Source organism: Streptomyces sp. NPDC001100 (genome assembly GCF_053598575.1).
The window spans coordinates 1-23235 of sequence record NZ_JBSFKO010000029.1 but is presented as its reverse complement, the minus strand read 5'-3'; the positions used below and the strand labels follow the sequence as shown (position 1 = coordinate 23235).

19 protein-coding genes are annotated in these 23235 nt (G+C 71.9%); 14 read left to right on the top strand and 5 right to left on the bottom strand.

The features are described from left to right. Positions 1-190: 190 nt before the first annotated feature. The 3 genes from ACWDEW_RS33540 to ACWDEW_RS33530 all read right to left on the bottom strand — a co-directional run bounded on the left by ACWDEW_RS33540 (position 191) and on the right by ACWDEW_RS33530 (position 2803). A complete protein-coding gene (locus ACWDEW_RS33540; protein WP_450517828.1) occupies positions 191-448 on the bottom strand; it encodes a DUF1876 domain-containing protein in 258 nt (85 codons plus the stop codon). Between the two features lie 425 nt (positions 449-873). Further along, positions 874-1857 (bottom strand): Acg family FMN-binding oxidoreductase, encoded by a 984-nt coding sequence (locus tag ACWDEW_RS33535; RefSeq protein ID WP_450517826.1) that lies wholly within the window; start codon positions 1855-1857, stop codon positions 874-876. 43 nt (positions 1858-1900) lie between these two features. Continuing rightward, positions 1901-2803 carry a universal stress protein gene (locus tag ACWDEW_RS33530; protein WP_450517824.1) on the bottom strand — a complete coding sequence of 301 codons (903 nt, stop codon included), beginning with the start codon at positions 2801-2803 and terminating at the stop codon, positions 1901-1903. Positions 2804-2996: 193 nt separating this feature from the next. Between ACWDEW_RS33530 and ACWDEW_RS33525 the strand changes: the two genes are divergently transcribed. Continuing rightward, entirely contained in the window at positions 2997-3836 is an 840-nt protein-coding gene (locus tag ACWDEW_RS33525) for a universal stress protein (RefSeq protein ID WP_450517822.1), read from the top strand. A gap of 429 nt (positions 3837-4265) precedes the next feature. Here ACWDEW_RS33525 and ACWDEW_RS33520 read toward each other — a convergent pair whose 3' ends face one another. Then, positions 4266-4637 (bottom strand): nitroreductase/quinone reductase family protein, encoded by a 372-nt coding sequence (locus ACWDEW_RS33520; protein WP_450517821.1) that lies wholly within the window; start codon positions 4635-4637, stop codon positions 4266-4268. 522 nt (positions 4638-5159) lie between these two features. Here ACWDEW_RS33520 and ACWDEW_RS33515 point away from each other — a divergent pair. From ACWDEW_RS33515 to ACWDEW_RS33460, 12 genes are all read left to right on the top strand, one after another. After that, positions 5160-7919: a cation-translocating P-type ATPase gene (locus ACWDEW_RS33515; RefSeq protein ID WP_450517819.1), complete on the top strand. Its 2760-nt coding sequence runs from the start codon at positions 5160-5162 to the stop codon at positions 7917-7919. Further along, on the top strand, positions 7916-8575 hold the full coding sequence (locus ACWDEW_RS33510; protein ID WP_450517818.1) for a potassium channel family protein: 660 nt from the start codon (positions 7916-7918) through the stop codon (positions 8573-8575). The genes ACWDEW_RS33515 and ACWDEW_RS33510 overlap by 4 nt, the downstream gene beginning before the upstream one ends. Then, positions 8572-9228 carry a potassium channel family protein gene (locus ACWDEW_RS33505; RefSeq protein ID WP_450517816.1) on the top strand — a complete coding sequence of 219 codons (657 nt, stop codon included), beginning with the start codon at positions 8572-8574 and terminating at the stop codon, positions 9226-9228. Before ACWDEW_RS33510 ends, ACWDEW_RS33505 begins: the two co-directional genes overlap by 4 nt. Before the next feature lie 712 nt (positions 9229-9940). Further along, complete coding sequence (locus ACWDEW_RS33500; RefSeq protein ID WP_450517988.1) at positions 9941-11026, top strand: zinc-dependent alcohol dehydrogenase family protein; 1086 nt, start codon at positions 9941-9943, stop codon at positions 11024-11026. A gap of 6 nt (positions 11027-11032) precedes the next feature. Further along, positions 11033-11713, top strand: coding sequence for a helix-turn-helix domain-containing protein (locus ACWDEW_RS33495; RefSeq protein WP_450517814.1), 681 nt, complete (start codon positions 11033-11035; stop codon positions 11711-11713). A gap of 486 nt (positions 11714-12199) precedes the next feature. After that, positions 12200-13075 (top strand): universal stress protein, encoded by an 876-nt coding sequence (locus ACWDEW_RS33490; protein WP_450517812.1) that lies wholly within the window; start codon positions 12200-12202, stop codon positions 13073-13075. 2 nt (positions 13076-13077) lie between these two features. Further along, positions 13078-13851, top strand: coding sequence for an HAD family hydrolase (locus ACWDEW_RS33485; protein WP_450517810.1), 774 nt, complete (start codon positions 13078-13080; stop codon positions 13849-13851). Beyond that, entirely contained in the window at positions 13848-16217 is a 2370-nt protein-coding gene (locus ACWDEW_RS33480; RefSeq protein WP_450517808.1) for a glycoside hydrolase family 65 protein, read from the top strand. The genes ACWDEW_RS33485 and ACWDEW_RS33480 overlap by 4 nt, the downstream gene beginning before the upstream one ends. 161 nt (positions 16218-16378) lie before the next feature. Beyond that, positions 16379-17803, top strand: coding sequence for a M1 family metallopeptidase (locus ACWDEW_RS33475; RefSeq protein WP_450517806.1), 1425 nt, complete (start codon positions 16379-16381; stop codon positions 17801-17803). 41 nt (positions 17804-17844) lie between these two features. Further along, a complete protein-coding gene (locus ACWDEW_RS33470; protein ID WP_450517804.1) occupies positions 17845-18597 on the top strand; it encodes a L,D-transpeptidase family protein in 753 nt (250 codons plus the stop codon). A gap of 18 nt (positions 18598-18615) precedes the next feature. Further along, positions 18616-19311 carry a response regulator gene (locus ACWDEW_RS33465; RefSeq protein ID WP_450517802.1) on the top strand — a complete coding sequence of 232 codons (696 nt, stop codon included), beginning with the start codon at positions 18616-18618 and terminating at the stop codon, positions 19309-19311. Then, a complete protein-coding gene (locus ACWDEW_RS33460; RefSeq protein WP_450517800.1) occupies positions 19308-21134 on the top strand; it encodes an ATP-binding protein in 1827 nt (608 codons plus the stop codon). The genes ACWDEW_RS33465 and ACWDEW_RS33460 overlap by 4 nt, the downstream gene beginning before the upstream one ends. A 6-nt stretch (positions 21135-21140) precedes the next feature. On the opposite strand, the gene ACWDEW_RS33455 is transcribed toward ACWDEW_RS33460, so the two are convergent. Next, positions 21141-22361: a saccharopine dehydrogenase family protein gene (locus tag ACWDEW_RS33455; RefSeq protein ID WP_450517798.1), complete on the bottom strand. Its 1221-nt coding sequence runs from the start codon at positions 22359-22361 to the stop codon at positions 21141-21143. A gap of 102 nt (positions 22362-22463) precedes the next feature. On the opposite strand from ACWDEW_RS33455, the gene ACWDEW_RS33450 reads away from it, so the two are divergent. Continuing rightward, positions 22464-23228 carry a TetR/AcrR family transcriptional regulator gene (locus ACWDEW_RS33450; protein WP_450517796.1) on the top strand — a complete coding sequence of 255 codons (765 nt, stop codon included), beginning with the start codon at positions 22464-22466 and terminating at the stop codon, positions 23226-23228. Positions 23229-23235 lie beyond the last annotated feature (7 nt).

The following is a 23235-nucleotide window of genomic DNA, read 5'->3' as shown; positions in this document are numbered from 1 at the left end:
CCCGCTCCCGCGCAAGGCGGATGCCGTCCCGATGGACCGACCCATCGGGACGTTCCCGGCGCGGGGCGTCGGGGGGAACTGCCTCCGCGCCACTTTCAGTGTCCGTCGCGGATCTGTGGGGAAGGTGTGCCGAACGGCTCCCGTCGGGGGCCGTTCGGCTGGTTGCGGCGGCCGGTGGCGCGGCAGGCCGTCACGGCTCGGCGGGGCCGGCCAGCGCCACGAAGTCGTCGGAGTAGACGTCGTGGAGCCGAATGGCGAGGTCCTCCAGAGCACGGCTGGCGGCGAGCTCGTCACCGATCTCCGGAACGGCACGGTCGATCGGGTTGCGCCGGGCCACACCACGGCCGGTGACCGTCGACGTGTCCCGGGTGCGCAGGACGGCCCGTGCGTGAGTGTCGTCGCCGTCCTCGGTGATGTAGATCTGTACGGTCCACTGCTTGGCTTCCATCGTGATCACTCCCGGGCGGAGGGGTACGAGGGCCGAGCGGGCAGACCCGCAGGGACCCGGAGCGGGACTGCGGGGGAGCGCGACGGCTTCTGCCTCCACTTCTCAGCCTGCGCCTGTCCGCGGAGCCGGTCCAGGGCCGAACGGCCCACCGGGCAGGCTTCGTCGTGCGTGTCGCGATCGGACAAGGCCTGCTGCGCGGGCGTCCCCGCGCCGGCCGGCTGAGGCGTCGGGTACGCGGCGCCCGAGTGACACCCCGTCCGAGTCCGACCGGCGTATGTCACAGGGCGGGGTTCCGGCTTCGTGGTGCGGTCCGGCGGTCTCGCCGTCACGCCCGGTCGCGCGGGTGGCAGGGCTTCCGGCCATGAGCCGATCGCGGATGTGTGCTCGCACGAGCGCCGCGCCCCCTGCCTTGGGGGGGTGCCTCGTCACTCCGCGCTGAGGACCGTGTCGGGTCCTCGCCGTGGGGTCGGGCGGCTGCGGGGGGCGTGGCCGAGGCGCAGGATCATCTGCGGGAACTCTCCGCGCGTGAGCGTCGTGCGGACCTGGGTGCGCAGCCGCGGGACTTCGAGGGGCTGGGTGTGGAAGGCGGCCACGGCCCAGCGGGTGGTGGCGTGCAGCAGGACCCGCTGGAGGGCCTGCCCCGCGCGCAGCCAGTCCTCCCGGGTGTCGTGCCGCGTGGTGAGGACGAGGGTCAGCCCCGTCTCCGGGGGCCAGACCTCTGGCACGTCCGGCAGGGTGCGGGTGAGCCCCAGGAAGTCGCGGCCGACGAGACCGGTGTGGTCCGGGGGACGGACGCAGACGTCCAGGGGGACGCCGTCCGGACGTCGGTCCTGGGCGCCTCGCGTCCAGTGGACCAACTCGGCGATGTGGCCGGGGTCGTTGCGGTGGACGGCCTCGGCGGACCGGACCAGCTCAGCGAGCTGACGCCGCGCGACACGGGATTCCACCGTGTACAGCGCGGCACCCTCCGCACGGGCGTGCTCACGCAACTCCCCGATCAGCGGCTGCGGAAGCGGCGACTGCTGGAAGGGACCGCGGTGCGTGTGCCGTTGCCACAGAGCGCGGTACATCAGGTTCTCGTCGGTGCTCGGCCTCGCGTACGGCCCCCAGCCGACGCGGGCGAGATGGGCCGGGTTCCAGGGAGTGGGGAGCAGCTGTACGACGGGCTGGAAGCCCAGGTGCCGCATGGCGACCCGCACGTTGAACAGGGCCGCGCCGCCGCTGATGAGCTGCTCCCGCCCGTCCGGGTCGGTGAGCAGGAGCCGGCGCGTGGGGTCCGCGTACACGTCGAGGTCGGTGTCCCGGCCGACGAACAGCCAGGGCTGGGTGTTGTGCACCGAGGGCGCGCTGACGGCCGCACGGACCAGGTGGTGGGCCGCGTGGTCGACCTGAGCGGAGACTGTCTCCATGGTGGGCACCGCCGTTCGTCGTTGATGTCTGCGGGCGCGGAACTCAGCCGTGCGCCACGACGGCGACGGGGCAGCGCGCGCGGTGGATCACGGTGCGGGTGACCGGACCGGTGTGCGGACCGGGACGGCGGTCGCGCAGATGGCGGCCGACGACGAGGAGTCCGGCGTCCGAGGCGGCGCGGACCAGGTGTGCTCCTGCCCTGCCCCTGACGACCGTGGAGGTGACCTCGACGCCCGGGTATTTGTCCCGCCAGTTCTGGAGGACTCCGGCCAGGAGGCCGCGCAACTCCTCCTCGCGCCGGGGCCCTTCACCGAGTCCGGGGTCTCCGGGTCCGGGGGGAGCGGCAGACGAGGTGTCCCAGGCATGGAGCACGCGCAACGGCGCCCCGCGCAGCGCGGCTGCCTCGAAGGCGAACTCGATCACCTCGTCGCACGCCTTGCCCAGGTCGACGCCGAGAACGACGTCACGGTACGGCGTGAACGGCGACGCGTAGCCGTCCCCGTTCAGAAGATGCTCGTCCGCGGACCGCTGCCCGGCCTCGACCAGGACGACCGGACGGACGGCCCGGGCGACGACGGCCTGGGCCACCGACCCCACGAGGAATCCGGTGAAGCCGCTCAGCCCGCGCGAACCGAGCACCAGCAACTCGGCGTTCCGAGCGGCGTGCAGGAGTACGGCAGCCGCCGGGCCCTCGATGTGCTCGTCGGTGAGCAGCGCCTCCGGGCAGGCCCGCGCGACGCGTTCCTCGACCGTGCGCAGGACACCCCGGCCCAGACGGTGCCGCATCGCGCTCGCCGCAGGAGAGAGCGCCTGGTCCGGCCCCCGGTCGGAGGTGTGCACCAGGTGCAGTCGCAGGCCGCGACGCACCGCCTCCCGGGCACCCCACTCGGCGGCGGCCAGGCTCTCCGGAGATCCGTCGACTCCGACGACGACCGGTCGTGACATGGGGCACCTCCCTGGCTCTCGCCCGGTGGGTCCTTCTCGGCCCTGTCCCCATCGTCGTGCCGGACAACCGCGCGGTGGAGGGGCCACCGGTCCCGGACATTGGTCCGTACGACCCCTGCCCGGAGCTCCCCGCCCGGGACGACCGTGGGACACGCAGACAGGGGTGCCGCAAGCAGGCGGGAGGCGAACCGGCATGGAACGGACGATCGTTGTCGGAGTGGACGGCTCCGTGCGAAGCAGAGTGGCGGCGGACTGGGCGGCCCGGGAGGCCCTGCGGTGCGGCCTGATTCTGCAGGTGGTCCATGTGTCGGAGCGGCCGGGGACGGGTCTGTCCGGGCCGCCGCGTTCCGGCCTCGGGGACCCGCTGCCCGGCCTGGCGGAACGCGAACTGATGTCCTCGCCCTCCGAGTTGACGGTCCATGAGATTCGGGTCGACGGTGAGCCGGCAGCCCGGCTGCTCGCCCTGGGCGCCTCGGCCGAACTGCTCGTGCTCGGGATGCGTGGCGCCGGAGGGTGCGCGGGGCTGCCGGTCGGTTCGGTGGCGGGCGCGGTGGCCGAGCGCTCCGCCCGGCCCGTGGTCCTCGTCCCGGGCGGGCCCGCCTGCGCGGGCACGGGATGGCGTACGGACAAGGTCGCGCTCGGCGTGGACGCGCGGCGGCCGGACGAGCCGGCCATCGGCTTCGCCTTCGACAGGGCGAGCCGCGTGAACGCCCGCCTGCGCGTGGTGCACGCCTGGACGATGCCGGACTCCGGCTCCTCCGCGCTCCCGTTCGTCACGCGGTGCAGGGACCGGGCGGCCCGGGAGGACGAGAACATGCGGCTCCTGTCCGATGTGCTGCGCCCGTGGCGCGAGAAGTACCCGCGTGTGCGCGTACTGGAGGACGTGGTGCACTTCGGTGCCGGTGAGGCACTCGTACGGGCGTCCGGCCGGGCGGAACTGCTGGTGGCGGGGCGACGGGAGAACAGGCTCGGCTCCGCGCTGAAGGGGCTGGTCGAGCAGGCAGGATGCCCGGTGGTCGTCGTGCCCGGGTGAGGAGGGCCGGCCGGACCGTTCAGGCACAGCCGCGGTGACGTGCGAATGCGGCGAGACGCTCCATGGCCTTGCCCTCGCTCTCGCCGAGGTGGTCGGTGCCGACGTCGAAGCGGGCCGGTCGCCGTCGGCGCGCGGGTCAGGTGACGCAGTCCCGGCAGGTTGCCGTTCCAGATGGCCGGCCTGGCCCGAACGTCGTCACCACCCGCGAGAAGCGAGACGAGAAGGGAGACGGCGACGCATGCTCACGAGCGGCGGCCGGGCTTCCTGCGGTGACGGACGCGGTGGTCAGGAACGGCTTCCGTCGCCCGCCTCCGGCCGGTCGGGCAGGACCCGGAAGACGGGGACCCGGTCGGCGATCCGGGCGAACTCCTCCAGTGGGGCCCGCCGGTCCACCGGCAGATGCGGCCGGGCTCCCGGCGCCAGGGCGAGCTAGCGGCGCAGGACAGGTGCCCGGTTGCCGACCTCGACCTCTTCGAGACGTACCGCCTCGCGCCGGCCGTGCCGCAGCACCGCCCGCCCGCCGGCCGCCCGGACATTGCGCACCCAGTTCGCGTCCGGGCCGAGCATCGAGACCAGATAGCGCTCGCCCTCGTGGTCCGCGACCACCAGAGGCAGCGAGACAAGTCGTCCGGTACGGCGCCCGGGCACCTCCAGGGCGACCAGGCGCCGAGGCGCCAGCCCCGCCGAGGCGACAAGCGCAGACTGCCGGTTCATCACGCGTGCCAGGCGTCGTGGACGGCCGCCCCGGTACAGCCATCGGTCGATCCTGTGCAGTCGGCCGGCCGAGCTGTCGCGTCCCACGGTTCACACCCCCCTCGGCAGGCCGGCGCACTCCGGTGCGGCGGCACGCCCTTTGACGAGGAACTGCGATACGGCCTGCCTGGTCGTGGGCACGAGTGTCCCCTCTCTGCGCCGGGCGGGGGGCCGGACGGCGCACCCCCTCGTCCGCCAGACTCCGCCTGTTCCCGACTCGTCGGCCAGGGCCGGTCGGCCCCTGTGCGGCGGCATCCGGCACGGCGTCGGTCGAGCCCGGGCACGCCTCTGACGCGCGGGCGGTCGAGGCTGCCCACAGGGGCCGTACGGCCCCTGTGCAGGAGCCGTACGGCCCGCGTCCGCGAGGTGTGGAAACACCGATTCTTGGGGCATGAACGCCGCGCATGTGCCGCAGCGGGCACCGTACGTGATCCCAGGTGCACGACGTGCCACCCGGAACGTCGGACTCCACGATGAGTGCATGGCAGCCCGCCCCGCCGCCCCCTTCGACGTCCGCAGCCCAGGCCCGGCCGCGAGGCCCGGGTCCACGGCCGTGTCCGGGGCCACGCCGTGACGACGGGTTGCTCCTCGCTGCAGACCCTGGCCACCCCGGACGTCTTCGCAGCCCTGGACACCTCGCCGCGTGGCCTGGAGCCCGCGGACGCGGCCTCGCGGCGGGAGCGGTACGGCCCCAACGAACTGCCGCGGGCCCGGCGCAGGGGCTGGTGGCGGGAGCTCGCCGGGCAGTTCACGGACCTGTTCGCGGTGGTCCTGGTCGTCGCGTCCGCGATCACCTTCCTGGCGTACGGACTCCAGGAACCGCGCGACACAGGCACCCTGCAGCTGGCGGTGGCGATCCTCTGCGTGGTGCTGCTGAACGCGGGCATCGGCTTCGTGCAGGAGTACTCCGCCGAGCGGACCGCCGAGTCCCTCCAGGCGATGGTGCCCCATACCTGCCGGGTCCTGCGGGGCGGCGAACGGCTGGAGCTGCCCGCTGGTGATCTGGTCCCCGGGGACGTCGTGGTCCTGGAGGCCGGGGACGCGGTGCCGGCGGACTGCCGGCTCGTGGAGGCGCACGAGGTCTCGGTGAACAACGCGGCGCTCACGGGGGAGAGCGACGCCGTCGGCCGGACCCGCCAGCCGGTGGCGGAAGGGCCGGTGCTGGAGTCCCGCAACTGTGTGTTCATGGGCACCGACGTCGTGGCGGGCACCGCCAAGGCCGTGGTGTTCGCGACGGGCGCGGAGACCGAGTTCGGGCGTATCTTCCGGCTCGCGTCCGCGGCGCCGCGCCAGAAGACCCCCCTGCAGATCCAGGTCGCGTCGATGGCCCGCCGGGTGGCGGGCGCGGCGCTGGCGATCGGGGCGCTGCTGTTCGCGGTGCGGCTGCCCGCCGGCCGGCCGCTCGTCGAGACCTTCGTCTTCGCACTCGGCGTGATGGTCGCCATGGTGCCCGAGGGCCTGCCCGCGACGCTGTCGGTGTCGCTGGCGATCGGTGTACGGCGGATGGCCGCCCGGCACGCGCTCATCAAGAAGCTGCTTGCAGTGGAGGCGCTGGGCTCCACCACAGTCGTGTGCACGGACAAGACGGGCACCCTCACCCAGGCCGAGATGACCGTCGTGCAGGTGTGGGCGGGCGGAGTCCGGCACTCCGTCTCCGGAGTGGGGTACGCGCCGACCGGTGAGGTCACCGATCCGGAGCCGGTACGCGAGCTGCTCCGTGCGGCGGCACTGTGCTGCGACGCCCGGACGGTCCCGCCGTCCGACCATCAGGGCTGGCGGATCCTCGGGGACACCACGGAGGGAGCCGTACTCGTCGCCGCCGCCAAGGCCGGTATCGACCGTGTGGCCGAGGAGGCCGCGACACCCCGCGTCACGGAGTTCCCCTTCGACTCCACCCGCAAGCTGATGAGCACCGTGCACCGCGACGCGCACGGCGCTCTCCGCGCCTGCGTCAAGGGTGCGCCGCAGGAACTGCTCGTCCGCTGCACCGCCGTCGACTGGAAGGGCGAGAGACGGCCGCTGACCGAGGAGCTTCGTGCGGCGGTGATCGCCGCCAACGACGAACTGGCCTCCCAGGGCCTGCGGGTTCTGGCAGCGGCGTCGCGGGATCTTCCCGACGGCCGTCCCACCCAGGACGAGACCGAGTCGGACCTCACCCTGCTGGGCCTCGTCGGCATGCTCGACCCGCCCCGTCCCGAGGTCAGGGACGCCGTCGACGCCTGCTGGCACGCCGGCATCCGCATCGTGATGGTCACCGGCGACCACCCGTTGACCGCGGAGGCCGTCGCCCGCCGGGTGGGCATCGTCCGGAAGCCGGAGCCCACCGTCGTGACCGGCGTCCGCCTGGACACCCTCGACGACGAAGCCCTGGACACCCTGCTCGCCGAGTCCGGCGAACTGCTGCTGTGCCGGGTCAGCCCCGAGCACAAGATGCGGGTGGTCACCGCCCTGCAGCGGCGCGGCGAGGTCGTCGCCGTCACCGGCGACGGCGCCAACGACGCACCCGCGCTCAAGCACGCCGACATCGGCGTCGCCATGGGCGCCTCCGGCACCGACGTGGCCCGTGAGGCCGCCGTCATGGTGCTGTTGGACGACTCCTTCGCCTCCATCACCACGGCGGTGCGCCTCGGTCGGTCGGTCTATCAGAACATCCGCAAGTTCCTGATCTACCTCTTCAGCCACAACATCGCCGAACTCGTCCCGATCCTCGCGGCCACCTTCGCCGGATTCCCGCTGGTCCCGATCACCGCCGTGCAGATCCTCGCGATCGACCTCGGCTCCGACGTCCTGCCCGCCCTAGCGCTGGGTGCCGAGCCGCCCGAGCCCGACGTCATGGACCGCCGGCCGCGCTCGAAGAACGAACGGCTGTTCTCCACCGCCGTGATGGGCCGGATCCTCTTTCTCGGCGGCATCCAGGCCCTCGGCGTGTGCGCCGTGTTCTTCTGGCACATCCACGCCTCCGGCATCCCCTACACCGACTTCACCGTGCACGACACCGCCTACCGGGAGGCGATCACCATGGTCCAGGCAGGCATCGTGGTCAGCCAGTTCTTCAACGCGTTCGCCGTACGCACCGACCGGCAGAGCGTGTTCCGGATCGGACTGCTGTCCAACCCCTGGCTGCTGGCCGCCGGTTGCTTCGGCATCGCGCTGATGGCGGCCGTCAGCTACGCGCCACCTCTGCAGGCGGTCTTCCACACGGCCCCGCTGGCAGCCTCCGACTGGGCGGTCCTCACCGCGTTCGGCGTACTGCTGCTGGCCGCCGAGGAAACCCGCAAGTGGTGGCTGCGGCACCGCCGGCCCGCAGACCGAAGGGAAGGAGCGTCATGAAAGTGATCATCGCGGGCTGCGGGCGGGTGGGCTCCGCACTCGCCGTCCAGCTCGTCGCCGAGGGCCACGACGTCCAGCTCATCGACCGCCGGCCCGCCACTTGCAGACTGCTGCCCTCCGGCTTCCCGGGTCGGTTCCACGAGGGCAACGCCTACAGCCGGACGGTCCTCGAAGCCGCCGGGATCGAGCACGCCGACGCGTTCGTGGCCGCCACCTCCGGCGACAACAGCAACATCGTCAGCGCCCGTACGGCCAAGGAGACCTACCGGGTCCCCATTGTCGTCGCCCGCATCTACGACCCGCGCCGCGCGGACATCTACCGCGAGCTCGGCATCCCCACCATCGCCAGCGTCCGCTGGACCGTGCACCAGATCCACCAGATGCTGCTGCACCGCCACCTCACCCCGGAACTCACCTTCGGCAACGGCGAGACCCTGCTGCTCCGCTCAGAGCTGCCCGGCTACCTCGGCGGGCGGCGGCTGGCCGAGTTCGACGTGGACGGGGAGATCCGGGTCGTCGAGGTCACCCGCGGCGGACGGTCGCTCGTGCCCGCCCACAGCACCCGCGCCGAACCCGGTGACCTGGTCACCTTCGCTGTCGCGGCCACCGCGCTCGGCCGCCTGCGCGGCTTTCTGGACAAGGAGTTGGGGACATGAAGGCGCTCATCGCCGGAGCGGGGCGGCTCGGCACCCAGATCGCCCAGGTTCTGGCCGCGGCCCGCAACGACGTCACCCTCGTAGACATCGACGAGGACCGCGTCGCCGGGCTCGAAGGCCGTCTCCCCGTACGTCTCCTTACGGGGGATGCCTGCGAACCCGGCGTCCTGGAGCACGCGGGCGTGCTCGCCGCCGACCTCGTCATCGCGGCCACCGGCGACGATGAGGACAACCTCGTCATCAGCCTGCTAGCCAAGCGGCAGTTCGAGGTGCCCCGGGTCGCGGCACGCGTCAACGAGGCCGAGAACACCTGGCTGTTCGACCGCAACTGGGGAGTCGACACGGCGGTCCCGGCGGCCACTCCACTGATCTCGCTCATCGAGGAGGCCACCGGCGCCACGGACACCGTGGCCCTGCTGCGCCTGAGCAAGGCGGGCGTCGACGTCATCGAAACAGCCATCACACCGCAGTCCCGCGCCTCGGGACGCACGCTGGCCGAGGTCACCCTTCCCGCGGGCACGGTCATCGCCACGGTCATCCGCGACGGCCAGCCCACCGTCCCCACCCCCGAGATGCGGCTCCGGAGCGGCGACGAACTCCTCGTCGTCTCGCATGCGGCCACCGAACAGGAGATCCACGCGGCCTTCCAGTGACACCGGTCAACCGGTCTTGTTCCCCCCACCGCGGACCGACCATGTCCCATTCCATGCCCCACCGCTCGAGCCGCGACGGCCCCGGCCCCGGCGCCGATCGCCGTGCCGACGAGTCCGAGAGCGGCGGCGCCCAGGATGCCCGACTCGACGGCGGACACGGACGGGTTCGGCGGTTCGGTGCTGAGTCCGCCCCGGGCATCCACCCGGCCGACCACCGTGGTGCCGGCCTTCTGACCGGTGTACACCAACGTTCGGCCCGTGCGTGCGGAACCGTCGGCGGTCGTCCAGCGGACGTTGGCGAGGATCTTTCCGTCAGTTCCGTCAGTTCCGTCAGTTCCGCCGATCGCCGAGCCGCTGCCGGGGTCGGCTGTGAGGAGGACCGCGTGAGCCGGGTGCCGCTCGGCACGCTGCTCGGCGAACACGTCGTCGGAGCTGTGAGCAGCCTGGGAGCGGCCGTGGCCTGGGCTGGAGAGGAGGAACGCAAGGCCCGACCGGAACCAGGCCGGCGCCCTGGGCGAGCCATTCGGTCCAGGTGCTCCGTGGCCGGGCCCGGCGAGCCGATGGGGCCGACCGGCCCAAGCGCCTGGCTGAAATACGCGACAAGCTGGATTTGATGGATATTTCGGTCAGGACGAGCGTCCCTGGGGAAGCCGCGCACGTCTCTGCGACCGGAGAACCGGCTCTCGGGGAGAGGGAGAAGGGAAGGAACGTCATGAAGGGCTATGTCTTCCACGGTCCGGGTCGGTCTTCCTGGGAGGACGTTCCGGATCCGGGCATCGTGGATCCCGCTGATGTGATCGTGCGTGTCGACGCCGTCACCATCTGCGGAACCGATCTGCACATTCTGAAGGGGGATGTGCCCGAGGTGCGTCCGGGCACGGTCCTGGGTCATGAGGCGGTCGGTGAGGTGGTGGAGGCGGGTTCGGATGTGCGGAGCGTGAGGCCGGGAGAGCGGGTTCTGGTCTCGTGCATCACGGCCTGCGGGCGCTGCGTGTACTGCCGCAGGGCGATGTACGGGCAGTGCCGTGGTGGCGGGGGCTGGATTCTGGGGCATCTGATCGACGGCACGCAGGCGGAGTATGTGCGGGTGCCGCACGCGGATCTGTCCGTCCATCCGCTGCCCAGTGCGCTGGATGCCAGGGACGCGGTGCTGCTGGCGGACATCTTCCCCACCGGGTACGAGGTGGGTGTGCTCAACGGGCGGGTGCGTCCCGGTGACACGGTGGCTGTGGTGGGTGCGGGTCCGGTGGGGCTGGCGGCGATCGCCACGGCGCGGTTGTTCTCGCCGGAGCGGGTCGTCGCGGTGGATGTGGCCGGTGCCCGGCTGGATGCGGCGAAGCGGTTCGGTGCGGATGCGGTGGCGGATGCCGGTGAGGCCCCTGAGCAGCTGGTCGCGGATCTGACCGACGGGATGGGAGCGGACGTCGTCATCGAGGCGGTCGGTGTGCCGGAGACGTTCGAGTTGTGTACCCGGATGGTGCGTCCGGGTGGTCATGTCGCGAATGTGGGTGTGCACGGCAGGCCCGCGATGCTGCATCTCGAGGATCTGTGGATCAAGAACGTCACCGTCACCACGGGTCTGGTGGACACGTACTCCACGCCCACGCTGCTGCGGATGGCCGCGGCCGGTCGGCTGCCTACCTCGCAGCTGGTCACCCACACCTTCCCGCTGGAGCGCATGGAGGAGGCGTACGAGGTCTTCGGCAAGGCCGCCGACACCGGTGCCCTCAAGGTCGTGCTCGGCGGGGCGCGGCACGAGGAAGTCGTTGTGGTCGGGCCGCCCGACGAGAGGACGTGACAGACCATGAGCCACCGAACTACGCCGGACACGACCCACCGACCACCGGTGGGCGACCTGGGGCGTCGCCTCGTCCAGCGACGTACGGAGTGCGGCCTGACCCGGAAGGAGACGGCGGAACGGGCGGGAGTGGCCCCGAGCTATCTGCGATACCTGGAGGAGCATCACGGCGCCGCGCCCAGCACCGGCGTCCTGCTCCGTCTCGCGGGCGTCCTGGACACCACGCTGGCGCATCTGACGGGCGGCGACGTCGAGTTGCCGCCGGGCCCGGAACAGGCCGACCGCCGTGCCGGATTTGTCGAACTGAGCGCACAGGAGTGCCGCACCCTGCTCTCCACGCACGGCGTGGGACGACTGGCGATACCCGTCGAGGACGGGCCCGTGATCGTTCCCGTCAACTACAGCGTGGTCGACGACCTCATCGTCTTCCGCACCGATCCCGGCAGCGTGACGTCCCGGGCGGTCGGCTGCCGGGTGGCCTTCGAGGTCGACCGTATCGACGACGCGTTCAGCACCGGCTGGAGCGTACTCGTACGAGGGAGGGCGACGGCTGTGACGGAGCCCGACGCCGTCCGCAGGCTGACGGAGCTGGCGTACAGCACACCGTGGGCGGGCGGGCAGCGCGAGTCGTGGGTGTCCGTGCGACCGGACGCCATGACCGGGCGGCGGATAGCGGTGGACGCCTGACGTACGTGTCGTGCCCGACGTACGCCGGCGTCGGAAAACCTGTGCCGTCGGCGGGTCCGCGCGAGCCGGCTGCCGGACTTGGCCGAGTACGGGCGTGGCCGGGCGGCCCATCCCCGTGTCCAGTGCAACGGACGAGGACGGGCAGGGTGCACAGAAGGGCGGGAAGGGTCCATCCGCTTCTCGCGGATCCTGATTGCGCGGTGCGCGGCTCGAAGACCGCCTCTCCGCGTCCCTCTGCGGGCCCTTCCCGTCACCTTCAGCACACCACGCGGGCCGGTCCCGCGCCAGGGCCGACCGGTCCCGATGCCGAGGGAGGAACGTCCCGGCCACGGTGGTCACCACCCGCCGAGCGGGCACCTCGCATGGGCCGAACGGCCACTTCCGGGGCCGAAGCGCCCCTGCTACGACAGGACGGAGGAGTGCACCCTGGGCAGCGGAACCGTTCTGCTGTGCGGCTGCACAGCCCGACGAAAGGCGGCGAGGACGATGGAACTGCCCCTGGTCGTGGGTGTCGACGGATCGGACGGGAGCCTGCTCGCGGTCGACTGGGCGGTGGAGGAAGCGGCCCGGCTCGGGCTGCCGCTGCGGCTGGTGTACGCATCCCTGTGGGAGCGCTACGAGAGCGCGGTGTCGCCGGGCGGCCGGGAGCGCCCCTCCCGGCAGGTCATGGCGGACAACACCGTCGGATCGGCGGCGGAACGCGCCCACCGACGCCGTCCCGAGGTGAAGGTGTCCACGGAGGTGATCCCCGACGAGGCGGCGAGCACCCTCGTACGCGAAGGCCACAACGCCTACGCGCTCGTCACCGGAGTGCGCGGACGCGGCGAAGTGGCAGGTCTGCTCCTCGGTTCGGTCAGCCTGGCGGTGGCCGCCCGCGCCCACTGCCCCGTGATCGTCGTCCGCGGTGACAGGGCCGCGCTGGACAGTACCCACGAACGGATCCTCCTCGGTGCCGGTGAACCCGCCACGGGCGGGGAAGCCGTGCGTTTCGCCTTCCGCGAGGCGGAGGCCCGTAAGTGCACCCTCGACGTCGTACGCGCCTGGCGCTGCCCGGCGCACGAGACCGCCGACGACCCGCGGCTGGCCGAGGACCCGGCGCACCACCACGAGGAGCGGGCGTCCGCCCTGCTCGACGCCCTGCTGCACGACCCCGCGGCGGACCACCCCGGTGTGCGGGTGCGCCGCGGCACGGTGGAGGGCCCGGCCCGCAGGGTGCTGCTGAACCGGACGGCCGCCGCCGACCTCGTGATCGTCGGAGCCAAGCGCCGGACCGGTCACTTCGGCCTCCAACTGGGCCGCGTGGCACACACGTTGCTGCACCACGCGGAGTGCCCGGTGGCCGTCGTACCGCAGCTGGTGTGACGATGGGCCGCCCACCCACCGCCCCCACGCTCCAGGACCTGCCGTCCCCCGTGCTGGGGGACGTGCGGGCCGTCGTCTTCGACACCGACGGAGTGATCACCGACTCGGCCAGAGTGCATGCCGCGGCCTGGAAGACGGCGTTCGACGCGTTCCTGCGCGAGCATCCGCCCGAGGATCCGGCCCTGCGCGGGCCGTTCGACGTACGCGACGACTACCTCCGTCACGTGGACGGCAAGTCCCGCTCCGACGGCGCCGCCGCGTTCCTCGCCTCGCGCGGCATCGAGCCGTCGCCGCGGACGGTGCGGGAGGTCGCCGACGACAAGGAGCGGCTGTTCACCGAGCACCTGAGCAGGCACGGGGTCGACGCGTATCCCGGAACCGTGCGGCTGGTGCGTGCGCTGCGCCGGGCCGGTGTTCCCCGTGCCGCGGCCTCCGCGTCCCGGCACGCCCGTGAACTGCTCACCCGGGCCGGGGTGCTGGACCTTTTCGACGTGCTCGTGGACGGAGGCGAGGCGGCCCGGCTGGGCCTCCCGGGCAAGCCGCGGCCCGACCTCTTCCTGGAGGCGGTCCGCCGTCTCGGCGTCCCCGCCTCTCGTGCCGCCGTCGTCGAGGATGCCGTGGCCGGCGTGGAGGCGGGCCGTCTCGGTGGGTTCGCCCTCGTCGTCGGCGTGGACCGCGCGGCCGATCCCGGCACGGGCGAGAGGCTGCTGAGGCACGGCGCCGACATCGTCGTGCGGGATCTCGGAGAGCTCTGCACGGAGGAATCGCCGAAGTGACGGACTGGACCTGGGAGTACGAGGGCTACGTTCCCGCCGACGAGCGTCTGCGGGAGTCGCTGTGCACGCTGGGCAACGGCTACTTCGCCACCCGCGGCGCCCTTCCGGAGTGCGACGCGGACGAGGTGCACTACCCGGGGACGTATGTCGCGGGGTGCTACAACCGGCTCACCTCGGACGTGGCCGGCCGCCGGGTCGAGAACGAGGACATGGTCAACGTGCCGAACTGGCTGCCCCTGCGGTTCCGGCTGCGCGGCGGGCCATGGCTCACCCCGGACACCACGCCGGTGATCGAGCACCGCCAGTGCCTGCACCTGGCCTCCGGGCTGCTGGAGCGGCGGACCCGCTTCGACCTCGGCGGGGAACGGACGCTGTCCGTACGGCAGCAGCGGCTCGTGCACATGGGCGACCCCCATGTGGCCGCGCTGCGCACCGAGTTCACCGCCGAGGGCTTCTCCGGAGAACTCGACGTGGAGGCGGCACTGGACGGCGGTGTCACCAACGCGGGAGTGGCGCGCTACCGGGACCTGGACGGACGCCATCTCACCCACGTCCACACCGGAACCGCCGCCCCGGACACGGTGTGGCTGCGCTGCCGCACCCGCACCTCGGACATCAGGCTCGCCATGGCGGCCCGGCTGAACGCCGACGCGCCCGTGACGGCAACCCACGAGGGGCCGCGCGCCTCGCAGCACGTGCGGCTGAGCCTGGCGGACGGCCGCACGGTCACCGTGGACAAGACGATCGTGCTGCACACCTCCCGCGACCCCGCGATCAGCGATCCGCTGCGCGCCGCGGTCGACCGGGTCGGCCGGGCACCCGGCTTCGACGATCTGCTCGACGACCATCTGACGGCCTGGGACCAGCTCTGGCGCCGCTCCGCCCTCGACGTGGACGGCGAGCCCGGCCGCATCCTGCGGCTGCACCTCTTCCACGTGCTGCAGACCCTGTCCCCGCACACCGCCGACCTCGACGTCGGCGTACCGGCCCGGGGACTGCACGGCGAGGCCTACCGCGGGCACGTCTTCTGGGACGAACTGTTCGTCCTGCCCTACCTCGACCTGCACTTCCCCGAGGTCTCCCGCGCCCTGCTCCGCTACCGCCACCGGCGCCTCGAACAGGCCTGCACCGCAGCCCGGGAAGCGGGCCACAAGGGCGCCATGTACCCCTGGCAGAGCGGCAGCGACGGACGCGAGGAGACCCAGCGGCTCCACCTCAACCCCAACTCCGGCCGCTGGCTGCCCGATCACTCCCACCTCCAGCACCACGTGGGCTCCGCGATCGCCTACAACGTCTGGCAGTACTGCGAGGCCAGCGGCGACACCGAGTTCCTGCACACCAAGGGCGCCGAGATGCTGCTGCAGATCGCCCGCTTCTGGGCGGACGCGGCCGTCTACGACGAGGGCCTGGGGCGCCATCGGATCAAGGGCGTGGTCGGACCCGACGAGTACCACGACGCGTATCCCGGTGCGGCGTCGCCCGGACTCGACGACAACGCGTACACCAACGTCACCGCCGCCTGGGTACTGACCCGCACGCTGGAGCTGCTCCGGTCCCTGCCCGAGGCGCGGCAACGCGAACTCGTAGAGCGCACCGGCCTGGACGGCGGGGAGATGGAGCAGTGGGAGGACGTCTCCCGTACCCTCCACGTCCCCTTCCACGACGGCGTCATCAGCCAGTTCGAGGGCTACGGCGACCTGGAGGAACTCGACTGGGAGGGATACCGGCGGCGGTACGGCGACATCCGGCGCCTCGACCGGATCCTGGAGGCCGAGGGCGACACCGTCAACCGCTACCGGGCCTCCAAACAGGCCGACGTCCTGATGCTGGGCTACCTGTTCTCCCCGGCCGAACTCCAGGGCCTGTTCGGCCGGTTGGGACTCCGGCTGGACGAGGACACCTGGCGGCGCACGGTCGACCACTACCTGGGCCGCACGAGCCACGGCTCCACCCTCAGCGGACTCGTCCACGGCTGGGTGCTGGCGCGGGCGCGGCGGGCCGAGGCCTGGAAGTTCTGCCAGGAGGCCCTGCAGGGTGACATCGCCGACGTACAGGGCGGCACGACGGGCGAGGGCATCCACCTGGGCGCCATGGCGGGCACCCTCGATCTGGTGCAGCGGGGACTGACCGGACTGGAGACCCGCAGCGGGGCACTGTGGCTCGATCCGGTGCCGCTGCCGGAACTGTCGTCGTACGGATTCGCGCTGCGCTACCAGGGCCACTGGGATGTGCGGCTGCGGCTGGAGCGGGGCCGGCTGGACATCGACGTACCGTCCTCCGAGGCCTCGCCGATCGATGTGCGGCTGCCCGGCCGCGCGGTCTGCCTCCAACCGGGGGAGACGAGCCGGCTCGTACTCGGCGACTGACCGTCGTCCCCGGGACGAGGACCGGCGCGCGGCCGGTGTCCGGTGGGTCCGGGCGAGTGGACACGCCGTTGTACGACTTTGCCTCTACGAGAGGGATTCCGAGGGAGCGGGCGGCCTAGTCTCTGAGACGAATGATCACCCCTCACTCTGTAGGAGCGCATGTGACGCACCTCCGGCAGCCGTCCACAAGACGCACCGCCGTCCTCCGCCGCAGCGCCGTCGTGGCCACCGTCCCCGTCGCCGTCGCGGCCCTGCTCGCCGCCGCCGCGCCGGCCGGAGCCACCACGATCGGCTCGTCCGGCGTGGGCGACCCGTACTTCCCGCTCTCCGGCAACGGCGGCTACCACGTCGCCCACTACGGCCTGACGCTCCGTTACGACCCGGCGAGCCGCCACCTCGACGGCAAGGCGGTCCTCACCGCCCGCGCCACCGAGAAGCTCACCCGCTTCGACCTCGACTTCAAGGGCCTGACGATCACCGGCCTGACGGTCGACCACGTCAAGGCCGGCTTCCGCCGCGACGGACAGGAACTCGTCGTCACCCCGCGCAAAGCCCTGCGCAAGGGACAGGAGTTCCAGATCGCCGTCACCTACAACGGCGTACCCAAGCAGGTCACCGACCCGGACGGCTCGGCGGACGGCTGGATCGCCACCGACGACGGCGCCTTCGTGGCGGGCGAACCACAGGGCGCGATGACCTGGTTCCCGGCGAACAGCCACCCCAAGGACAAGTCGTCGTACGACTTCACGATCACCGTCCCGCAGGGGCGCACCGCGGTCGCCAACGGCGTTCTCCAGAGCCAGAAGACGGCTCACGGGAAGACCACGTTCCGCTGGCACGCGCCCGAGCCGATGGCCGCCTACCTCGCCACCGCGACGGTCGGGAAGTTCAAGGTCGAGCAGTACACCACCCGGGACGGCGTCAAGGTGTACAACGCCGTCGACCCCCGCGAGGCCACCGCCGCCGAGCCCGTGCTGAAGAAGCTGCCCTCCGTACTGGAGTGGGAGAGCAAGCTGTTCGGCCCGTACCCCTTCCGCTCGGCCGGGTCGATCGTCGACCACGCCCCGGACGTCGGCTACGCCCTGGAGACGCAGGGGCGGCCGATCTACGACTCGGCGCCGGACCTCAGCACCCTCGTGCACGAGAACGCCCACCAGTGGTTCGGGGACTCCGTCTCCCTCACCAGCTGGAAGGACATCTGGCTCAACGAGGGCTTCGCCACCTACGCGGAGTGGCTCTACAGCGAGCAGCACGGCGGCAAGACCGCCCAGCAGACCTTCGACGCGCTGTACGCCCGCGCGGCGACCGACGACCTGTGGGCCTTCCCGCCTGGCGACCCGGGCAGCGGCGCCAACATCTTCGGCACGCCCGTGTACGCCCGCGGCGCCATGGCACTGCACGAACTGCGCCTGGCCGTCGGCGACAAGACCTTCTTCGCGATCCTGCGCGCCTGGGCGGCCGGACACCGCTACGGGCACGGAACCACCGCAGAGTTCGTCAGTCTGGCGGAGCAGAAATCGGGCACACGACTCGATGCCCTCTTCCACACCTGGCTCTACACGAAAGGCAAGCCGGCCAAGCCGTAGGAGCTGACGAGTTCCTCACATGTGTCGGTCATCGTCGACTCATGATCACTCGTATGTCCCCGGTCGCACTCGTCGCCGTGTCTCTTCTTCTGACGGGATGCGGCGGCGGTGCGGTGGCGGCGACGGGCCACTCGTCCGACCCCGCCCCCGCCGTTGCCCCCTCGGCCTCTCCGTCGCCCTCGTCGGAGATATCCGCCGAGGCCGCACCCCGCCAACTCCCGGGCGTGGGGCCCAAGATGCTGGCCCAGATACCGGCCGACAGCGAACAGGCCGTCCTGGTGACCGGCCGCGGCGCGAACTCCTCCGTCTCCTCCCTCGCCCTGTACGAGCGCACCGACGACGGCTGGCAGCAGACCGCGAGGTGGGCCGCGCACAACGCGCTCAAGGGCTGGTCGGACCACCACGTGGCCGGTGACCTGCGCTCACCGATCGGTGTCTACTCGCTCACGGACGCGGGCGGACTGCTCAAGGACCCCGGCACCAAGCTGTCGTACGACCAGGGCTCGGGCTTCGTCTCGCCCGGCACCGGCTTCGAGGGCGAGTCGCTGGCCGGCTCCTTCGACTACGTGATCGCCATCGACTACAACCGGCAGCCCGGCACTTCCCCCCTCGACTGGACCCGCCCCCTCGGCTCCTCCCGGGGCGGCGGCATCTGGATCCACGTCGACCACGGCGGCCCCACCCACGGCTGCGTCAGCATCGCCGAAGGCCACATGAAGGAACTGCTGCGCACCCTCGACCCGGCCCGGCATCCCGTCGTCCTCATGGGCGACGCCGTCTCCCTCTCGCGCTGACCGCCTAGGATCCGCCCAATGTGCGCACATGTGCTGGTCGCCGAGGACGACGAGATGCAGGCCGAGCTGATACGACGCTCCCTGCTGACCGAGGGCCACACCGCGACCGTGGTCCACGACGGGGGCGCCGCCATCGCCGCGGCTCGGAAACTCCGGCCCGACCTCGTGGTGCTCGACCTCATGCTGCCCGTGATCGACGGCTTCGGAGTGTGCCGGGCGCTGCGCGAGGACGACGTCCCCGTCCTGATGCTGACCGCCCGCTCCACCGAGGACGACGTCCTGCTCGGCCTGGAACTCGGCGCCGACGACTACATGACCAAGCCCTACAGCCCGCGCGAACTGATGGCCCGCATCCGCACGGTCCTGCGGCGCAGCGGCCGCAACTCCGAGAGCAGACAGGAGGACACCGTCGTACGGGCGGCAGGTCTCTCCGTCGATCCCGCGCGGCACGAGGTGCGCTGCGACGGGACACCGGTGGACTGCACACCGGCCGAGTTCGAGATCCTGCTCGCGATGACCGCCGAGCCCGAACGGGTCTTCTCCCGGCGGCAGTTGCTTCAGTACACCCGGGGCCTGGACCGGGCGTCCACGGAACGGGCCGTCGACGTCCACATCATGAACCTGCGCCGGAAGATAGAGGCCGACCCACGCAAACCGGCCCGGCTGCTGACCGTGTTCGGCGTCGGCTACAAGCTGCGCGGCGGTCGCGCGTGAGGCCCCGGATACCGCTGCGCAAGCGGCTGTTGGTCCGGCTGCTCGTCGCCACCGTGCTGATCGCCCTCTGCTCGGTCGGGGCGACGGCATGGCTCGCGGTGGAGACCACCACCCGGGCCATCCGGGAGGAACAGGGCCAGGATCTCGCCGACGACATGCGCATCCTCGCGCAGCTGAGCGGATACGCCGCGACCCACCCCGAGTGGAATGGCGTGCGGCCCACGCTCGTCGCCCTGTCGAAGAAGATGGGCCGCCGCATCGCCCTCACCACCTCCGACCGCACCCTCATCGCCGACTCCGCGGCGCACGGCACCTCACTGCCGCCCCGCGCCGCCGCGAGCGTCGACCCGCTGCACACCGACACGTACACGCAGCCCGGCGCACAGCTCAGCGGCATCGACCCCCGGGTCGTGGGGCCCTACCGGCTGCCCGCGAAGGAACGCGCCCGCCTGGAGGTGCTGGCCGAGGACCGGCATCGGTGCTTCGTCCAGGCAGGGATCGACACGACCATCACGATGACGCCGAGCGGCCGCCCCGTCCTCACCGACGGGGACGGCAACGACGCCAACGGCTATGTGCCCGAGACATGCGCCGACGGGAAGCTCAACGCCCCGACCGTCACCGAGAGCAAGGCGCTGAAGGACCTGATCGTGCGCGCCCAGCCCTGCTATCAAAAGGAAGGCCTGAAGTTCGCGGTCCCCTACTTCGGCGTCGACGTCTTCGACAAGAGCCTCGGCTCCCGCTACATCACGGGCGCGTACACCAAGCTGGGCGACACGGCCGACATCCGCAAGGCGGAGGCCTGCACCGACAGCGCCCGCCGCGCTCAACTCGAGCCCTACGTCGCGCCGGTGGCCGAACTGTTCCTGGGCGGCGGCGACACCACCGCGCCCCGCTTCGACGTCTCACCGGCGAACAAGGCCAAGGTCGTCGGCGCCGCAGCGGCCGTGCTGGCCCTCACCGTCCTGGTGACGGCCGTGGTCGCCACCCGCCTGGTACGACCCCTGCGCGTGCTGACCGAGGCGGCCCAGCAGCCGCCGGAACTGCACGTCCGGGTACCGGTGAAGACCCGGGACGAGACCGGCATCCTGGCCGAGGCCTTCAACGACCTCGCCGATCGCCGCGAACGCATGGAGGCCCAGCGCAAGGCCATGGTCAGCGACATCGCCCATGAACTGCGCAGCCCGCTCACCAACATCCGGGGCTGGCTGGAGGTCACCCGGGACGGCTTCGTCGAGGCCGACCCGGCGCTCCTCGGCTCGCTGCACGAGGAGGCGATGGTCCTCCAGCGCGTCATCGACGACCTCCAGGACCTCGCCGCCGCGGACGCCGGCACCCTGCGGCTGCACCGCGAACCCGTGCGCGTCGAGGACCTCTTCGACCAGGTCGCCGCCGCGTACCGGGTCACCGCCGACACGGCCGGGGTCGTCCTGCTCACCAAGGCGGACCGCACCCTCTGGCTGGACGCGGACCCGGTACGCATGCGCCAGGTCCTCGGCAACCTCGTGTCCAACGCGCTGCGCCACACACCGGCCGACGGCACGGTGACCCTCACCGCTTGGCGCGAGGACGACCGGGCCGTCCTGACCGTCACGGACACCGGCACCGGCATCGCCCCCGAGGACCTCCCGCACGTCTTCGAGCGGTTCTGGCGCGCCGACCAGTCCCGCAGCCGGCGCACCGGGGGCAGCGGCCTGGGTCTGTCCATCGTCCGCGACCTGGCGGCCGCCCACGACGGCACGGTCGAGGCGACGAGCGAACCCGGCACGGGCTCCGTCTTCACCCTGAGGCTTCCCGACTCGCCCTCGCCAGAAGGGAGTTGAGCAGGGTCACTGCTCGCGCAGCCCCCACGGCGAGCCGTACTCCGTCAGCAGGTCGAGGAACGGTCCGGCCGGGAACGCCTCCGGGCCCAGTACACCCGAGCCGGTCCACGCACCCGTGGCCAGCAGCTCCAGGGCGATCACCGGGTTGATCGCGGTCTGCCACACCACGGCCTGGGAGCCGTACTCCGCCATCGACCACTCGTTGTCGACCACGTGGTAGAGGTACACCTCGCGCGGCGCCCCGTCCTTGGTGCCGCGCACCCAGGCGCCCGCGCAGGTCTTGCCGCGCATCCGGTCGCCCAGCGTCGCGGGATCGGGCAGACAGGCGGCGACGACGTCACGCGGCGACACCGCGACGGGGCCCGAGGCGCTCGGCACGGTGACCGGCTCGGTGCGGTCGAGGCCCAGCAGGTGCAGGGTCTTCAGGGTGTCGATGAACTCGTTGCCGAGCCCGTACTTGAAGGTGACCCGCTTCGCGTCGACCCAGCGCGGGACCAGCAGCACCTCCTCGTGCTCCACGTTCACGCACTCCACCGGGCCGATGCCCTCGGGGAAGTCGAACACCTCGGGCTCGCTGAACGGTTCCGTGGTGAACCAGCCGCGGCCGGCCTCGTAGACGACCGGCGGGTTCAGGCACTCCTCGATCGTGGTCCAGATGGAGAAGGAGGGCGCGAAGTCGTAGCCGTCGACGGTGAGGTTGGCGCCGTCGCGGATGCCGATCTCCTCGATCTCGTCGAAGAGTTCGTCGGCGGCGTACCGCGCGAACACGTCCGAGAGACCCGGCTCCACCCCCATCCCGACGAGCGCCAGGGCGCCCGCCTTCTCCCACTCGGCCGCGTCCTCGAACTGTGCGTCCCCGAGCTTGACCCCGCACTCCTCGTACGGCCGGTCCGGATGTGGCCGGGACAACGACATCGCCATGTCGAGGTAGTTCGCCCCCGCGGCCCGTGCCGCGCGGAAGAGGGGGAGGACGAAGCGAGGGTCGGTCGCGTTGAGCAGCACGTCGCACTCGTGCGCGCGCAGCGCCGCCACGACGGCCTCCTCGTCGTTCGCGTCCAGCCGCTCGGCACGGAACCGGGCGCCGGTGTCCCCGAGCGCGGCGACCGCCGCCTCCGCCCGGGACAGGTCGTAGTCCGCGACCACCATCGCGTCGAAGAACGGACGCCGGGCCGCGATCCGGGTGATCGCGCCACCCACACCACCGGCTCCCACGAGCAGTACACGCATGGCAAGAACTCCTTCAGTGCCCGATATCTCACCGGTGATACAACGCCGGTCCTCCGGATAAGGTCAATGGCGTTGGCATAAGAGTGTGCGAGGGAGGCCGCGATGCCGAAACCGGTGGTGTCCGAGGAGAAACGGCGGCGGCGCCGTCCCACCAAGAGCGGGACCGTCCTGTCCGAGCAACTGATCGTCGACACGGCCCTGCGCATGCTTCGCGAACACGGCAGCGCCGGTCTCACGGCCCGCCGCCTCGGTCTAGCCCTGGACGCCGACCCCAGCACGCTCTACCGCTACTTCCGTGGCATGGACGAACTGACCCTGGCCATCGGCGACGCCCTCGTAGGACAGGCGCTGCGGGGCTGGGAGCGGACGGGGGAGTGGCGGGCCGACCTGCGCGCGATCGGCCTGCGCATCCACGCCGCCTACGTGGCCCACCCGCAGGCCGCCCAGCTCACGGCGAGCCGCGTCACCGGCCGGGCCAACGAACTCGCCGCCGACGAGGCCGTACTCGACGTCCTGCGCACGGCCGGCCTCCCGCTGCCGGACACCGTGCGGATCTACCACGCGTTCATCGACCAGACCCTGGCCTTCGCCGCCCTCGACGCCGCGTCCCTGGCACTGCCCAGCGCGTCCCTGCACGCCGACGAGGCGATGTGGCGCTCGACGTACGCCCGCCTGCCCCGCAGCACCCATCCGCGCATCGCGGAGGCGGCTCCGCTCCTGGCGACCCGCATGGTCGAGAGCGCGTATCCGACGGCCCTGGAGATGCTGTTGGACAGCGTCGCCGCCCAATTGTCACCGTTGAGGCAGCACCCCAAAGGGCAAGGCCATGAAGTTTCGGGTGGGGTGGTGGCCGCAAGCAGGGACTGATCTGGAA

Bases quoted from the DNA above. Each gene is read 5' to 3' on its own strand.
- ACWDEW_RS33505 (WP_450517816.1), top strand. From the start codon at position 8,572: ATGAAGGCGCTCATCGCCGGAGCGGGGCGGCTCGGCACCCAGATCGCC.
- ACWDEW_RS33485 (WP_450517810.1), top strand. From the start codon at position 13,078: ATGGGCCGCCCACCCACCGCCCCCACGCTCCAGGACCTGCCGTCCCCC.
- ACWDEW_RS33455 (WP_450517798.1), bottom strand. From the start codon at position 22,361: ATGCGTGTACTGCTCGTGGGAGCCGGTGGTGTGGGTGGCGCGATCACC.
- ACWDEW_RS33470 (WP_450517804.1), top strand. From the start codon at position 17,845: ATGATCACTCGTATGTCCCCGGTCGCACTCGTCGCCGTGTCTCTTCTT.
- ACWDEW_RS33535 (WP_450517826.1), bottom strand. From the start codon at position 1,857: ATGGAGACAGTCTCCGCTCAGGTCGACCACGCGGCCCACCACCTGGTC.
- ACWDEW_RS33495 (WP_450517814.1), top strand. From the start codon at position 11,033: ATGAGCCACCGAACTACGCCGGACACGACCCACCGACCACCGGTGGGC.
- ACWDEW_RS33510 (WP_450517818.1), top strand. From the start codon at position 7,916: ATGAAAGTGATCATCGCGGGCTGCGGGCGGGTGGGCTCCGCACTCGCC.
- ACWDEW_RS33540 (WP_450517828.1), bottom strand. From the start codon at position 448: ATGGAAGCCAAGCAGTGGACCGTACAGATCTACATCACCGAGGACGGC.
- ACWDEW_RS33490 (WP_450517812.1), top strand. From the start codon at position 12,200: ATGGAACTGCCCCTGGTCGTGGGTGTCGACGGATCGGACGGGAGCCTG.
- ACWDEW_RS33500 (WP_450517988.1), top strand. From the start codon at position 9,941: ATGAAGGGCTATGTCTTCCACGGTCCGGGTCGGTCTTCCTGGGAGGAC.
- ACWDEW_RS33525 (WP_450517822.1), top strand. From the start codon at position 2,997: ATGGAACGGACGATCGTTGTCGGAGTGGACGGCTCCGTGCGAAGCAGA.
- ACWDEW_RS33530 (WP_450517824.1), bottom strand. From the start codon at position 2,803: ATGTCACGACCGGTCGTCGTCGGAGTCGACGGATCTCCGGAGAGCCTG.
- ACWDEW_RS33450 (WP_450517796.1), top strand. From the start codon at position 22,464: ATGCCGAAACCGGTGGTGTCCGAGGAGAAACGGCGGCGGCGCCGTCCC.
- ACWDEW_RS33465 (WP_450517802.1), top strand. From the start codon at position 18,616: ATGTGCGCACATGTGCTGGTCGCCGAGGACGACGAGATGCAGGCCGAG.